Annotated in this window: 15 protein-coding genes and 1 other RNA gene; 4 read left to right on the top strand and 12 right to left on the bottom strand. The window is 55.5% G+C overall.

All coding sequences use genetic code 11. From position 1 onward, the window contains the following. Positions 1–17: 17 nt before the first annotated feature. Together rnpB and rsmI are read right to left on the bottom strand one after the other, a co-directional pair. Positions 18–395: RNase P RNA component class A (gene rnpB / locus WCC56_RS04715), an RNA gene on the bottom strand. 32 nt (positions 396–427) lie between these two features. Beyond that, on the bottom strand, positions 428–1,285 hold the full coding sequence (gene rsmI / locus WCC56_RS04710) for a 16S rRNA (cytidine(1402)-2'-O)-methyltransferase (RefSeq protein WP_424691266.1): 858 nt from the start codon (positions 1,283–1,285) through the stop codon (positions 428–430). 62 nt (positions 1,286–1,347) lie between these two features. Between rsmI and WCC56_RS04705 the strand changes: the two genes are divergently transcribed. The 4 genes from WCC56_RS04705 to dolP are packed head-to-tail and all read left to right on the top strand — an operon-like array spanning position 1,348 to position 4,991. Continuing rightward, positions 1,348–3,435 (top strand): penicillin-binding protein activator, encoded by a 2,088-nt coding sequence (locus WCC56_RS04705; RefSeq protein ID WP_424691265.1) that lies wholly within the window; start codon positions 1,348–1,350, stop codon positions 3,433–3,435. Beyond that, complete coding sequence (locus tag WCC56_RS04700) at positions 3,393–3,785, top strand: YraN family protein (RefSeq protein ID WP_424691264.1); 393 nt, start codon at positions 3,393–3,395, stop codon at positions 3,783–3,785. Before WCC56_RS04705 ends, WCC56_RS04700 begins: the two co-directional genes overlap by 43 nt. A 32-nt stretch (positions 3,786–3,817) precedes the next feature. After that, positions 3,818–4,408, top strand: coding sequence for a DnaA initiator-associating protein DiaA (diaA, locus tag WCC56_RS04695; protein ID WP_424691263.1), 591 nt, complete (start codon positions 3,818–3,820; stop codon positions 4,406–4,408). Positions 4,409–4,418: 10 nt separating this feature from the next. After that, complete coding sequence (gene dolP, locus WCC56_RS04690; protein ID WP_424691262.1) at positions 4,419–4,991, top strand: division/outer membrane stress-associated lipid-binding lipoprotein; 573 nt, start codon at positions 4,419–4,421, stop codon at positions 4,989–4,991. Between the two features lie 59 nt (positions 4,992–5,050). Here dolP and WCC56_RS04685 read toward each other — a convergent pair whose 3' ends face one another. The 10 genes from WCC56_RS04685 to WCC56_RS04640 all read right to left on the bottom strand — a co-directional run bounded on the left by WCC56_RS04685 (position 5,051) and on the right by WCC56_RS04640 (position 13,810). Beyond that, the gene (locus tag WCC56_RS04685; protein ID WP_424691261.1) at positions 5,051–6,961 is read right to left on the bottom strand and encodes a BglG family transcription antiterminator; all 1,911 of its coding nucleotides are present in this window, start codon (positions 6,959–6,961) and stop codon (positions 5,051–5,053) included. Positions 6,962–7,008: 47 nt separating this feature from the next. Then, positions 7,009–8,112, bottom strand: a complete 1,104-nt coding sequence (locus tag WCC56_RS04680; protein ID WP_424691267.1) for a lactonase family protein — start codon at positions 8,110–8,112, stop codon at positions 7,009–7,011. 108 nt (positions 8,113–8,220) lie between these two features. Next, a complete protein-coding gene (gene dagF / locus WCC56_RS04675; RefSeq protein WP_424691260.1) occupies positions 8,221–8,961 on the bottom strand; it encodes a 2-dehydro-3-deoxy-phosphogluconate aldolase in 741 nt (246 codons plus the stop codon). Positions 8,962–8,963: 2 nt separating this feature from the next. After that, positions 8,964–10,079 carry a DgaE family pyridoxal phosphate-dependent ammonia lyase gene (locus tag WCC56_RS04670; RefSeq protein WP_424691259.1) on the bottom strand — a complete coding sequence of 372 codons (1,116 nt, stop codon included), beginning with the start codon at positions 10,077–10,079 and terminating at the stop codon, positions 8,964–8,966. After that, the gene (locus WCC56_RS04665) at positions 10,063–11,196 is read right to left on the bottom strand and encodes an amidohydrolase/deacetylase family metallohydrolase (RefSeq protein WP_424691258.1); all 1,134 of its coding nucleotides are present in this window, start codon (positions 11,194–11,196) and stop codon (positions 10,063–10,065) included. The genes WCC56_RS04670 and WCC56_RS04665 overlap by 17 nt, the downstream gene beginning before the upstream one ends. A 76-nt stretch (positions 11,197–11,272) precedes the next feature. Continuing rightward, the gene (locus WCC56_RS04660; protein ID WP_424691257.1) at positions 11,273–11,917 is read right to left on the bottom strand and encodes a DUF4310 family protein; all 645 of its coding nucleotides are present in this window, start codon (positions 11,915–11,917) and stop codon (positions 11,273–11,275) included. Positions 11,918–11,929: 12 nt separating this feature from the next. Beyond that, positions 11,930–12,706 (bottom strand): DUF4311 domain-containing protein, encoded by a 777-nt coding sequence (locus WCC56_RS04655; RefSeq protein WP_424691256.1) that lies wholly within the window; start codon positions 12,704–12,706, stop codon positions 11,930–11,932. 68 nt (positions 12,707–12,774) lie between these two features. Further along, positions 12,775–13,071 (bottom strand): DUF4312 family protein, encoded by a 297-nt coding sequence (locus tag WCC56_RS04650; RefSeq protein WP_013200523.1) that lies wholly within the window; start codon positions 13,069–13,071, stop codon positions 12,775–12,777. A gap of 3 nt (positions 13,072–13,074) precedes the next feature. Beyond that, the gene (locus WCC56_RS04645; RefSeq protein WP_424691255.1) at positions 13,075–13,437 is read right to left on the bottom strand and encodes an SFCGS family glycine-rich protein; all 363 of its coding nucleotides are present in this window, start codon (positions 13,435–13,437) and stop codon (positions 13,075–13,077) included. A gap of 55 nt (positions 13,438–13,492) precedes the next feature. Next, the gene (locus WCC56_RS04640) at positions 13,493–13,810 is read right to left on the bottom strand and encodes a glycine dehydrogenase (protein ID WP_424691254.1); all 318 of its coding nucleotides are present in this window, start codon (positions 13,808–13,810) and stop codon (positions 13,493–13,495) included. Positions 13,811–13,964: the final 154 nt, after the last annotated feature.

Genomic DNA, 13,964 nt, shown 5'->3' with positions numbered 1-13,964 from the left:
GCGGGGTTTTTATTTGAGAGTGAAGCTGACCGTTAAGCCGGGTTCTGTCGTGGACAGTCATTCATCTAGGCCAGCAATCGCTCACTGGCTCAAGCAGCCTACCCGGGTTCAGTACGGGCCGTACCTTATGAACCCCTATTTGGCCTTGCTCCGGGTGGAGTTTACCGTGCCACGAACTGTTACCAGCCGCGCGGTGCGCTCTTACCGCACCCTTTCACCCTTACCTGATCCCACAAGTGGGCCATCGGCGGTTTGCTCTCTGTTGCACTGGTCGTGGGCTTGCGCCCCCCAGGCGTTACCTGGCACCCTGCCCTATGGAGCCCGGACTTTCCTCCCCTCTGTCTGTCTCCCCCGAAGGAGGACGGCAACAAAGCGGCGACTGCCTGGTCAGCTTCGGCGCGGATAATAGGGGATCCCGCGCGATTTGTCACCCCTCTTGCTGCTCCAGGGCGTATTTATACAGCGCATTTTTTTTCACAGCGTGAATTTCGGCGGTTAACTGAGCGGCTTTTTTCAGCGGCAGCTCCTTCTGTAACAGCGCCAGCGTGCGCAATGCTTCAGGCGGGAGCGCGTCTTCTTCCGCGTGGAAACCTTCTACAATCAAGACCATCTCGCCTTTACGACGGTTTTCATCTTCCAGAACCCAGGCCAGCAGCTCGCCAACGGGCGCGCCCTGGATGGTTTCCCAGGTTTTGGTAATCTCTCTGGCCAGCACAACATAACGATCCGGTCCCCAAACCGTCACCATATCCTGTAGACTCTCCAGCAGACGGTGGGTGGACTCGTAGAAGATCAGCGTTCGGGGCTCTTGTTCCAGCTCGCGTAAGGTATCGCAGCGCCCTTTGCTTTTGGCCGGTAGAAACCCTTCGTAACAGAATCGATCGGACGGTAATCCCGCCGCGCTTAATGCTGTTATCGCTGCACAGGCGCCAGGTAAAGGCACGACACGAATCCCCACTTCACGGCAACGGCGGACCAGATGGTAGCCAGGATCGTTGATTAACGGCGTACCGGCGTCAGAGACTAACGCAATGCTTTGGCCTTCCTGCAGCTTAGCAATCAACGTTTCGGCTTTGTGCTGTTCATTGTGATCGTGCAATGCGAACAGGCGCGCATTGATGGCGAAATGTTGTAGCAACAGCCCGGTATGACGTGTATCTTCCGCTGCGATCAGATCGACGCCCGCAAGCACCGTCAGCGCACGCTGGGTGATATCGCCCAGATTACCGATCGGGGTTGGAACGATATAGAGCGTGCTGGCAGAAATATCATCGCGTTGTTTCATTGTGTGATCCGAATTGCCGATTTAATATTGAGCATCTTGAAAAAAACATCACTGGATACAGTATGCTTCCTTCGAAAGTCATTCATAACAAAGCAGGACGCTGCATGCCTGTTCTACTGGCCGCCCTGTTCTTTGCCGGGTGTACAAGCCAGGGTCCGCAAACGCCAGCGGCGAATGTGCAAGGCGCAGCTACAGGCACCTCTGACTATTATCTGCAGCAAATGCAGCAAAGCGCAGATGATAACAAGGTTGACTGGCAATTACTCGCAATCAAAGCGCTGCTCAACGAAGGGAAGTTCCCTCAGGCCAACGACCAACTTTCCAGCTTGCCTCAGACGTTGAACGATACCCAACGTCAGGAAGCGCTGCTATTGCAGGCTCAGGTTAAACTGACTCAGCAGGACGTTAATGGCGCTGTGGGCCTGTTAAAACAGGTTGATGTCGGCTCTTTATCGAAAGAGCAGCAGGCTCGTTACTATCAGTTGCAGATTGCCGCCAATCAGGGCCGCGCGCCTCTTGAAGTACTGCGTGCGTATATCGCGCTGGAACCTTTGTTGACCACGCCAGCCGATAAGCAAAAGAATATCGATGCCACCTGGCAGACGCTGGTACAGATGCCGCCCTCTGAAGTTGGCAACCTGGTGATCAACGCAGACGAGAATACGCTGCAAGGCTGGCTGGATTTGCTGAGTGTGTATAAAACCAACAGCAACGATCCAGACATGCTGAAAGCGGGTCTGCAAGACTGGCAGACACGTTATCCGAATAACCCTGCCGCGAAAATGCTGCCTACGGCGCTAAGCCAGGTACAGAATTTCCAGCAGTCTTCTACCGGTAAAATTGCCCTGCTGCTGCCGTTAAGCGGTCAGGCGCAGATCTTTGCCAACGCCATTCAGAAAGGCTTTAACGATGCGAAAAATGGCGTCCTGACGCAGGCAGCGGCTCCGGCCCCGGTTGCCGCACAGCCTCAGGATGGCAGCGCGCCAGCCACAGACGGCACAGCACAGCCAGCGGCGACTAACCCTGCCGATCCGGCAGCCGCAGTCAGCCCTTCTGCTGCGCCAGTCGAAGCCAACCAAAACGCCAGCGCAACGCCAGATGCGAATGCTGCTCAGCCTGCCGCGCAGTCCGGCAGCGTAGCGCAAACCGCGCCACCGAACAGTTCAACGCAGGTGCAGGTGTATGACACCAGCACTCAGCCTGTTGACCAGGTGCTGGCTCAGGCGCAGAAAGACGGTGCCACGCTGGTTGTCGGCCCGTTGATCAAAAGCAACGTAGAGAAGCTTTCTGCGGTGCAAACGCCGCTGAATATCCTCGCGCTGAACGAACCGGAGTCGGTACAGAACCATCCGAATCTTTGTTACTTTGCGCTTTCTCCTGAAGACGAAGCCCGTGATGCCGCTCATCATATGTGGGATCAGGGTAAACGTTCGCCGCTGTTGATGGTGCCACGCAGCTCGCTGGGTGACCGTGTCAGCAAGGCTTTCGCTACCGAATGGCAGAAGCTGGGGGGAAGCACCGTGTTGCAGCAGCAGTTTGGCTCAACCGGCGAACTGAAGCAGGGCATCAACAGCGGCGCCGGTTTGCGCCTGTCTGGTACGCCAATCACCACCACGCAGCCAGCAGCGCCGCAAGGTGTGAGCATTGCCGGGCTGACTATTCCGGCTCCGACTCAGCCACAGCCTCCGGCGGCCACTTCAGGCGATAGCGGCAGCGTGGACTCGGTCTACATTGTGGCCACCGAAGGCGAAATGGCGCTGATCAAACCGATGATCTCGATGCGTGTCAGCAGCCGTAGCATGGTGTCAATGTATGCCAGCTCACGCAGCTTCCAGGCGGGATCAGGCCCGGATTACCGTTTGGAGATGGAAGGAGTGCAGTTCAGCGATGCCCCTCTGTTGTCTGGCAGCAACCCGGCACTGATGCAGCAAGCCGCCAAAACCTTCAACAACGATTATTCATTGGTTCGTCTGTATGCCATGGGCGTGGATGCCTGGACACTGGCCAACCACTTTAATGAAATGCGCCAGCTGCCTGGCTTCCAGGTGAAAGGGGAAACCGGCAGCCTCAGCGCTTCTCAGGACTGCGTTATCAACAGGAAGTTGACATGGAACCAGTATCGCCAGGGGCAAATCGTTCCGGCAAACTGAGTCGCCAGCTTACGGGGGCGGGCTATGAACTTCAGGCCCGCCGCCTGCTGGAACACGCAGGGTTAACCTTTGTCGCGGCCAACGTCCGCTTTCGCGCAGGGGAAATTGACCTGATTATGCGCGACAGGCTGACGTGGGTTTTTGTCGAGGTGCGTTATCGCCGTAGCGATGCTTTTGGTGGCGCCGCCGCCAGCGTGACCCGCAGCAAGCAGCTTAAGCTGCTACGAGCCGCAGCGTTATGGCTCAGGGGACGCAACAGCAGCCTGGAAACCGCAGACTGCCGTTTTGATGTAATTGCGATAACCGGCACGCAGGTTGACTGGTTACCCAATGCCTTTTCGGCGGAGTAGACACTCCACCAACGACTGACCAGGTGAATGAAGTGCTGGAAAGAATAAAAGTGTGTTTTACCGAAAGTATTCAGACGCAGATTGCCGCGGCAGAAGCGCTTCCGGATGCCATCTCCAATGCAGCGATGTCGATGGTACAGTCGCTGCTGAACGGCAACAAAATTCTGAGCTGTGGCAATGGAACCTCCAGCGCCAATGCCCAGCATTTTGCCGCCAGTATGATCAACCGTTACGAAACGGAGCGGCCAAGCTTACCCGCGATCGCGCTGAGTGCGGATAATGTGCTGCTAACGGCGATCGGTAACGATCGTCTGCACGAAGAAATTTACGCCAAACAGGTCCGGGCTTTGGGCCAGGCAGGCGACATTCTGCTGGCCATCTCAACCCGCGGCAACAGCCGTGATATTGTGAAGGCCGTAGAAGCAGCGGTAACGCGCGACATGACAATCATAGCGCTTACCGGTTATGACGGCGGCGAGCTCGCCGGTTTACTGGGACCACAGGATGTGGAAATTCGCATCCCCTCGCACCGTAGCGCGAGGATTCAGGAAATGCACATGTTAACCGTGAATTGCCTGTGCGATTTAATCGATAACACCTTGTTTCCCCACCAGGACGTTTAAAGGAGCTTAAATGAAGGTATTACCTACTCTGGCCGTGGTACTGACCGCACTGATGTTACAGGGCTGTGTGGCTGCGGTAATTGGCAGTGCAGCGGTGGCAACCAAATCCGCCACAGACCCACGTACCGTTGGTACTCAGGTGGACGACAGCACGTTAGAGCTGCGGGTCAGCAATGCGCTCAGCAAAGACGAGCAGATTAAAAATGACGCCCATATTGTGGCTACCGCTTATCAGGGCAAAGTGCTGCTGACTGGTCAGTCTCCAACCGCCGATATCGCCAGCCGTGCGAAACAGATCACCATGGGTGTAGACGGCGCGAATGAGGTTTATAACGAAATCCGTACCGGCGACAAAGCCAGTTTCGGCACCGCCTCTTCCGATACCTGGATCACCACCAAGGTTCGCTCCCAGTTGCTGTCCAGCGACCAGGTGAAGTCGTCCAATGTGAAGGTGACTACTGAAAACGGCGAAGTGTTCCTGCTGGGTCTGGTAACAGAGGCTGAAGCGAAAGGCGCGGCGGAAATTGCCAGCCGGGTGAGCGGCGTGAAGCACGTCACCACCGCCTTTACTATTCTGAAGTAACGTTCAAACCGCCCGTGCAACCCTCTGCATGGGCGGTATTTATCCCTTTCTTCCCGCCGCTACAGCCGGCTTAAACAGTCCATCGCCACCGCTTTAAAACTGGCAAAATTGCCACTGTCCCGCAGCCTGGTCATCGCCCTTTCACGCATAAAAGTGACGAACAGATCGTAGATAGCCATCGCCTCTTCGTATTCGGTTTTGCTGATCGCCAGCAGGAAAATGACGTGGGCGGTCTCTTCTCCCCATGCGATCCCTTGCGGTGCCAGCACGGTATACACCACGGTTTTCTTCGCCAGCAAGCCAAGTGAGTGCGGTAACGCAATGCCCTCGCCTAGCATGGTACTGACTATCGCTTCACGTTCTTCAACCGACGGCCAGAAATCGTTATCGACCACGCCTTCCTGCTCCAGCTGTTGGCACAGCGTCTGGAACAGTTCGGCCTGAGTCATCGGTTGGTTGATGATGCGGAAATGGCTGGCATCGAAGTATTTTTCCAGCATATAAGGCCGCGTGCGATCCACCAGCACCAGCTTGCCAATCTGTTCCAGCTGATACTCCGTAGGGAAAGGCGACATCACCACTACCGGCTTATCTTTCTCCGTAAGCCGCGCGGTGGAGATCACGAAGTCTTCCTCAATGCTGTCCTTCTGCTCGTACTCGCGCAGCGAGACAATATTGCTCAGGACGATTTGCGGGTATTTTCGCGTCAACATCGCCTGGATCATTCGCACCGTCGAGTTGCCGGTATCACACACCAGCAGGATCTGCGGATGCCGCTGATAGCCTACGTTGTAATGTCGCTCCAGACCGACACCAATATGCAGCACCAGGAAGCCAATCTCGTTTTCGCTGATCACATAGGGGGTGTATTTCCCCCAGCTGGAAACCGCTGCCAGCGTAACGTCATAAGCCATTGGATAGTGCTGTTTGATATTGGCCAGCAGCGGATTGGGAATGTTGATCTGATAGCGGACCCGGGTAATCATCGTTTTGATGTGCGTCAACAGGTCGGCGCGCAGCTGAGGATCGTTCTGTAGATTGAAATTGTAGTGCGTGTTGATGTAGCTGAGGATGTAATCCACCAGCGACTCACCGTCATCCGGGCTGATGGCGCTGGGCGCGATGTCTTCCACGCGCCGCGCAGCAATGTTCACCCGCAGATAAGCCTCTTCAGACGGGGAGATTGCCTTACCGGTAATCGGCCGCATCAGGTTGATAATATGCCGCGCAGCATCGCGCACATCTTCATCCACATCTTCCGCGCTGAAGTCAGACAGCGGATAGCCTTCGCTGATGCGCCTTACCGCTACCGCGCAATACAGCCGCAGATAGAACTCACTGTCATCCGTCATGCGGATATGGAAGCGGCTGAAGCACTGGTGCAGCAACGGCTGAAGCGTGCCAAGCATGCCGCTGTTCAGCGCTTCCAGGTTCAACAGCGGATCTTCACTGTCTTCCTGGGCGATTTTATACAGCAGATCCGTCAGGCAAGTGCGCATCGCCACTTCCGTGCCAAACAGCTTCATGCCATACCGCGGCTTGGTTTCTATCGCCAGCTGGTAACGGCCCAGCCACTCTCTCACTTCAGCCATATCACTTTGCAGCGTGGCGCGGCTGACAAACCACTCATCAGCCAGATCTTCCAGCTTCAGGGAGAAAGCTGAAGTGAGAAAACGGGTTAACAGATAGTTAACGCGGGCGGCCGAGGTGCGCGGCACACGCAAATGGGAAGGCGACTGATCCTGCAACTGACGGTAAAGCACCTCGTCATCAATTTTGAGCTGATACCCTTCGCCCCGGTTTAACACCAGCCGGACGCCGTGATCGGCAAGCAACTCATTCAGGGTGGTGATATCGGTGCGGACAGTGCGGGTTGAAACGTCAAAACGGCGCGCCAGCTCATCCTGAGGCAGCGTCTCGTTTTGGAGCAGATCGAACAGCTGGGCAAGGCGTTGGTTTGGGAATCTCACTCTTTATCCTGTGATTGAGGGCCGAACAGCGTCGGCCCGTTGAACAATTACGGTGTTAAGACCAGTTGCGAAGGTGCCCCAACTGCGGTGTAGTCATTGGTAAACGACAAGGCTCCACCAGCCGGCTCAACCCTGAAGCGGGTGATGTTATCGCTGCGCTGATTCATGGCATACAGAGTCTTACCATCTGCTGACAGCGTCAAGGTGCGCGTGTAATCGCCGCGAGTCCAGACATCGTCTTTGTGCGTCAGCGTGCCGTTGGCCTCAATGGCAAAATGCGCAATGCTGTTATGCAGGCGATTAGCGACATAGAGGTTTTTCCCGGCTTTGTCGATCACCAGTCCGGCAGCAAAGCTGGTACCTTTGTAACCTGCAGGAAGAGCCGAAACGGTGGCCGCTTCGGTAAGCGTACCTGTTTTGCGGTTCAGCAGATAGTGAGTCAGCGTCGAGGCTTCTTCGTTGATCAGATAAACTGAATGACCGTCGGGGTGGAAGACAAAGTGGCGTGGCCCTGCGCCAGCGGAAGAGGCCGGGATCCAGGCTGGCGTATTTGGCTGGAGCTTGCCGTCAGCGCTTAGTCGGTACTGATAAATACGATCCAGTCCCAGATCGGTGGAGAAGACAAACTTACCGCTAAGATCGGTCGAGATCATATGAGCATGAGGGCCGTTATGATCGCTGACCGCAAAGCTTCCTTCTACTGCTGCCGCTGGTTTTCCTGCTCCTGCCGGCCCCTGATCCTGTTGTGTGTCGCTGGCTTCAGCCAGGCGACCATCGGCCAGCACTGGCAGAACAGCCTTGCTGCCGCTGACGTAGTTCGCCACCAGCAAGTGTTTGCCATCCGGCGTCAGCGACAGGTAAACCGGACCTGCGCCATGCGTACTGACCTCATTAAGTTTGCTCAGGTTGCCATCAGCGCCAATGGCATAAGCCACTACGATGCCCTTCTCGCTCTCGCTGGCAACATACAGCGTCTTACCTTTCGCATCCACCGTGAGCTGAGCCGGATTAGCCAACTGGCTGACCAGCGTTTTGCCACTCAGCGCGCCATCGGCAGGATTGACCTGGAAGCGGTAAACGCCTTCACCATTGGGGTTATACGTCCCAACATAGGCAAACTGCGCCTGAGCAACCAGGGGGACCGTAGCCATCAGAGCGACAGACACGGCAGAGATCAAAGACCAGTTACGCATGGTGTTCCTCGCAAAGAAATGTCAGGGGGACCAAGGAGTGGCGGGCAGATCGCCCGCCGTAAGAGCTTAGCCGACCAGTTTTTTGGTCATCGCCAGCAGGGTGCTGACATCGGCCGGACGGGTGTTACCGCTTTCTTTATCAATGATTGAGCTGTAGATGTGCGGGATGATCTTCGGCACGCCAGCATCCAGAGCGATCTTCAGGATCGCCTCATAGTTCTCCAGATCGATGCCGCCAGTGGGTTCCAGCCAGAAGTCCTGCTCAGCACAGGCTTTCGCTACGGCTTTGAACTCGTCGATGGATTTCAGGCCGCCCATTGGGAAGTATTTCACTGAGCTGGCGCCCATATCTTTCAGCAGCGCTACAGCCGTTTCTACCGGCACAATCGCATCGGTCGCTTTAGAGCTCAGCGGGCCAGTGGAGATTTTGACAAAGCCCACTTTGCCCGTTGGGGAAATCAGCGCGTTCACCACGGTCTGATCCTGTCCCAACAGCGCACGGCTGGTCGCTGCGCCGGTAAACACCTGGTTCACGTGCTGCGGCTGAACTTCAGCAGAAATGGCGCTAACCATGGCGGACTGATTAGGATCGCCAGCCCCCAGGCCAACCGACAGAGCATTATCAATTAACGCCGCGTATTCACGCATATCGCTGACGGCACTTGCCACGCTGTCGTAGTTTTTGGACAAAACGCCCACCAGCACATGGCCTTCCGCCGCCTGCCAGATATCACGGGCATTCTCTTTAGAACCGGCCAGCACGTTCAGACAAACGCGATCTTTATAGAATTTTGGGGTCAGCTTCATGCTTATTTCTCTCCTGCTAACAAAGCGTTAATGCACAGATAAATGGTGTTCAGCTGCTCTGGTGAGACGCTGCGGACATCCACTTCCACGATGCCTTCGTTGGCTTTGTAGCCGCGGAAGTAGATGGCGATGGCACCGGTTTTCAGCGCCTGCACCACTTCACCGGTGGTGTGGCCAATCACTGCTTCATCAAAATGAATCTCGGTACGGGCGATATCACGGCCCGCTGCATCCCAGACCACACGGGAAGTGATCCCCGCCAGCGAGTTCAGGCTGTTGATGAATGGCGTCATTTTCTCCACCATCTGCGCACCGGAGACTTTCTCGTTGACCAGATAGTTTTCAATCGCCTGCGTCAGACCGAGGATCCCCTCTTTGCCGACTTTCATCGCACGTCCGATGCCCATCGACTGGCGTTTAACCCACTCAACATGTTGCTTACGGCCCATCACCAGACCGCTGGTTGGCCCTTCAATCGCCTTCGCGCCGCTGTAAATCACCAGATCGGCACCGTACTGGTAGTAACACTGCAAATCTTCTTCCGCTGCCGCATCCACGATCAACGGAACACCGTGCTTGCGGGCAACCGCCGCCGCTTGCTCCACGCTGAGATGGCTCTTCTGCACGCAGTGGTGAGATTTGATGTAGAGAATGGCCGCAGTCTGTGGCGTGATGGCCGCAGAAAGTTGATCGGCAGAACATTCGTTAGCCCAGCCCGCTTCCACCAGGCGTCCACCGCCCATCGCTACCATGGTGCCCACTGGCGCACCGTAATTGACGTTATGGCCTTTCGGCACCACGATGTCGTGCGGCACAATCAGTGGCGTGGCGTGCAGGTTTTCCAGCAGCCAGTCGTCGTCTTTTACAATCACTGCGGCTACAGACTGCGCAAGACCGGCAGAAGCGCAGGAGACCACCACGGCATCTTCACAGCCGAGCAAATTAGCAATGTAAGCCCCGGTTTTATTGACCAGGTCCTTCATTTCGAAATAGTGATTCAGGCCATAGTTCACCGTCTCAACCACGTCGGCACTCGGCGTGGAGACCCCGAGGATGGTCATGCGGCCAGAAGCGTTAATAACCTGCTTTAACCCGTATTTTTCATAAATCGAAGACATGATTCTTTTTCCCTTCGTCGGTAATGAACCACTGACCGCCAACCACGGCGGCCAGGGGGACCAGCTGCTTCTCGCCCGAAACTGACTCCCCTTCGGAGTCCGTAAACAGGCAAGTTTCCTCTTTGACGTTAAAAATAGTCAGGTCGGCATCCAGCCCTACTTCCAGCCTTCCTTTGCTGTGCAGACGCAGGCCTTCTGCCGCTTTGCTGGTCACACAGTCGATGATCTGCGGCAGCGTCATGCCTACGTTAAAGAATTTGGACATCACGTGAGCCAGGGTATACACCGGGCCGTTCATGCGGTTGCGGCAATAGATATCCGAGCTGATGCTGTGCGGCAAAATGCCCTGAGCAATCGCCACGCGGGCCACTTCAAAGCTGAAGCTGGCGCTACCGTGGCCCACATCCAGACGCACGCCGCGTTGAATAGCCCGGCTGACGGAGGCACGGAGTTCTCCGGCTGGGGTAAGAATGCGGTTCGGCTTGCCGTTGTAACAATGGGTGATGATGTCGCCGCTGGTCAGCAGGTCGGCAATGTCGTCCAGATCGGGCGGGTTGTTGCCGATATGCACCATCAGCGGCAGGTCGCCAATCTCATGCTGGATCTCTTTAGCGCGGATCAACGGGTTGATGCCGTTCGTCCCGACCACGCTGCTGCTCATCCGCGCTTTAATGCCGATGATGAAACCAGGTAAACGCTGCACGGCATCGCGCACGCCAACCTTATCAATCTGTTTCATGTCGGCCAGTTCGTTCTGCGTGACAATGCCGGTGCGGGCAATGTTCAGTAGCGCATAAACCTGGGTGCTGGCCGTTCTGGTCAGCCGGTAAAACTCGTCCACGTCGTCAGCGCCGGTGCTGCCTGCATCCACTACGGTGGTCACGCCGGTCTCCACACCAATGCGGTCCGCTTCGTCATGGTAAATAGGGGATTTCGGGTAGCAGTGAACGTGGGAATCAATCCAGCCTGCGCTCAGCCAGAAACGTCCAGCCAGATCGCGCTCTTCGGCAGCATTGCCTTTCACTTCCCCCAGCGCGGCAATTTTGCCGTCCTGCAGGGCAATGTCCGTCACGCTGCCATCAGCGAGGCGTGCACGGCGAATAATGAGGTCAAACATGACAAACTCCTTCTTGCACCGGATGGTACGACATCCGATAAAGCGGTTTACCCAAAGTGGGTAAACCGCTGTTACATCAGAGAGCAACCGGGAAAATAGCACCCAGCAGCATGGCGCCAAGGATTGCGCCACCGGTAATCGGTTTGTTCCAGAGGTAGAACAGCAGCGCGCCTACCAGTGAACCCAGACCGATTGGGATGGAAGCGGCCATCGCCGAGAGGATGATCAACGGCCCAAGGAAACGACCAGATGAGTTACCCGCGCCCATCATCACGTCTGCACCGTAAGTGGAGTCGCTGTTATTGATGGTAAACTTACGCGCCAGGATAATCAGGTAGCCAATGGCCAGGCCAATCACCAGACCGGTAACCAGAGAGGCCGCAAAGTTAGCCACCGGATAAATAATGCCTGCGCCCAGCAGCAGAGCAGGAACACCCAGGCCAACGCCGGTCTGAATTGCGCCACCAATGTCCAGGATCCCTACCAACGACCCTTCAATGATACGGGCAAACAGGAAGCTGGCACCGAAGGCCGCAACCGCGCCATAAACGCCGGTTTCCATACCTGAACGCAGCATCGATACGAAGGCCACTTCGTTAAACGCACCCAGTCCATAGGTGTAATACATGTGCGTTCCCGCAAACACCCCGGCTGACAGCAACCCGACAAAAATCGGGAAAGACCAGTCGGCATACCAGAAACCGCTTTTTGACTCTTCCATTTACAGTTCCTATTATTTGCCGCTCAGGGTGTTGTGGATCATTTCAAGCCAGCCGGGCACGCCCAGTTGGAAGGATTGCAGCATTTTCATATCAAAGCCGCGGAAGAAGCCGCTCAGTACGAATAACAGCACAATCGCTGTCATCATAATTTTGGTGACTTTGTTCCAGCCAGCTTCTTCAACACCTTTACCAATCAGGATGCCAAGCACCAGACCCGGTACGGCGTTACCCATGATCAGCTGTGCAAGACCGCCGAAAATGGTGGCCCAGAAGCCCGACTTCTTGCCGGCATCAATCGCCGCCAGCCAGAAGATCACCGGCATGATGGTGTTCACCAGCAGGTTAGCGGCAGGCACCAGCACTTTCACTGCGGTAACCTGCAGCGCGGCAGGAACCGCTGAAGCGGTAGAGTTAAGGAAGGCGACGACGATCATGCCGATGATGCCGCAGGCAATCGCCATTTTTTTCGGGTCGTGCAGCGTTTCTGCTACGTTGCGGTTTTTCACCATCAGTGCCGCCGCGCCCCAGTGCGGGATGATGCGGTGGTCAACGTCCTGCGTGAAAGAACCGGCAGCAACAGAAGAAGCCCAGGCGTTGAAGAAGAATCCCAGGCCAAAGGAGAAGTGAGAAGCAGGATCGCCTTCACAGGAATTCAGTTCACCCAGTGTACGAAATGCCCCCATCCCCTGCGTTGTTGGGGCGTGAAACATGCGCGCCGCTCCGGCGCCTACGCCCACACCGACAAGACCGCCGATAATAAGTGACTTAAAGAGAATAATTAAAAACATCAGTCTTTCCTTTCAGGCTTACGCCAACGTTTTTAAATCAGGTTATTGCTGCCTGTCCAGGCAGGGCTTTATTGCGATACGAAACTGACTTTGTCAGTGTCGATCACCGTTACGTTGACGGTAATGTCCAGCTCGACGCTGTAACTCCGTCGTTGTCTTGCCAGGAAGAAGAACAAAAATTTCTCCTGCCTGACACTCTCCCGGGCCTGAACCACCTTCACATCCTCTGGTTCAATCCGCAGCAGAACTTTGTTGGTCGATTTCAGCACCGTGTTCTGAACCCGGCTCAACGCATCGGCAAAGGCTCTTTCTTTGCTGTCACCTTTGCCGCTGACGTTTACCGTGGTAGTGAATTGTTCCTTCATCGATCAGCTACCGTGCTTCTTGATCCACGCCTGCACCAGACGCTCGCCCAACTCTTCTTTGTCCATAAAGCCGAAGCCCAGTACGGTGGCGCCTTCGTTGATGGCGGTAACGCCTTCGTCGATAGAACGCATCCCGTGTTTAGCTTTGTAGCCATATTTGTTCTGTGCGGTGATGGCACCCGCGCCGCCGCTGCCACAGAAAGAAATGCCGAAAGAAGCATTTTCCGCTTTCATCATGTCGCCCAGCTTCATGTCTGCTGCCACGCCAGGCACCACAAAGGCTTTGCCGCCCGCTTTCTCAACGCCTGCTGCTACTTTCTGGCCTTTCCCTAAACGATCGCCGATTACTACGATGACTTGTGACATGGTGTATTCCTTAAGGTTGAAATTTTTACGGGCTGAGGGTGTTTGCCCTGCTGAGTTAGTCGTTTTCTTTCGCCACTTCAAAGTGAACGGAGAGCAGCCAGGCCTCTTCTTTCGGCAAATTGCCAAACAGATCGACCACCTGCTGCGCCAGAGCCATCGACTCAGGGGAGATATCTTCAAACAGCTCCTCTTCCACTTCAGGCAGTGGCTCTCCGGTCAGTGAGCGCAGCGCCATGGCTTTAACATGTGAAGTCAGCATCTGTAGCTGCACTGCATTAGGGACGATAGCTTTTGCAGCAAAGAGGTCAGCAATCTGACCCATCACTTTGTCTGCCAGCGCTTGTATCGCCAGATCACCGTCCTTCGTGTTCACTGATACCGCTCCATTATTCACTCTCTGCTCCTCATGTTCCGTTTAGGCTCTGGCCTGAAACTGGGTTTATTCGCGATGCAAATAAATTAGCCTTCCAGAGCCTGACTGTGTAGACCGACTTTTTCCGCTACAAAGTGGAAATAGCACCGAGAGA

The organism is Erwinia sp., assembly GCF_049696395.1.
Taxonomy (GTDB): Bacteria; Pseudomonadota; Gammaproteobacteria; order Enterobacterales; family Enterobacteriaceae; genus Erwinia.
Note: the sequence above shows the minus strand (reverse complement) of the source record. Positions and strands in the feature narration are given on the sequence as shown.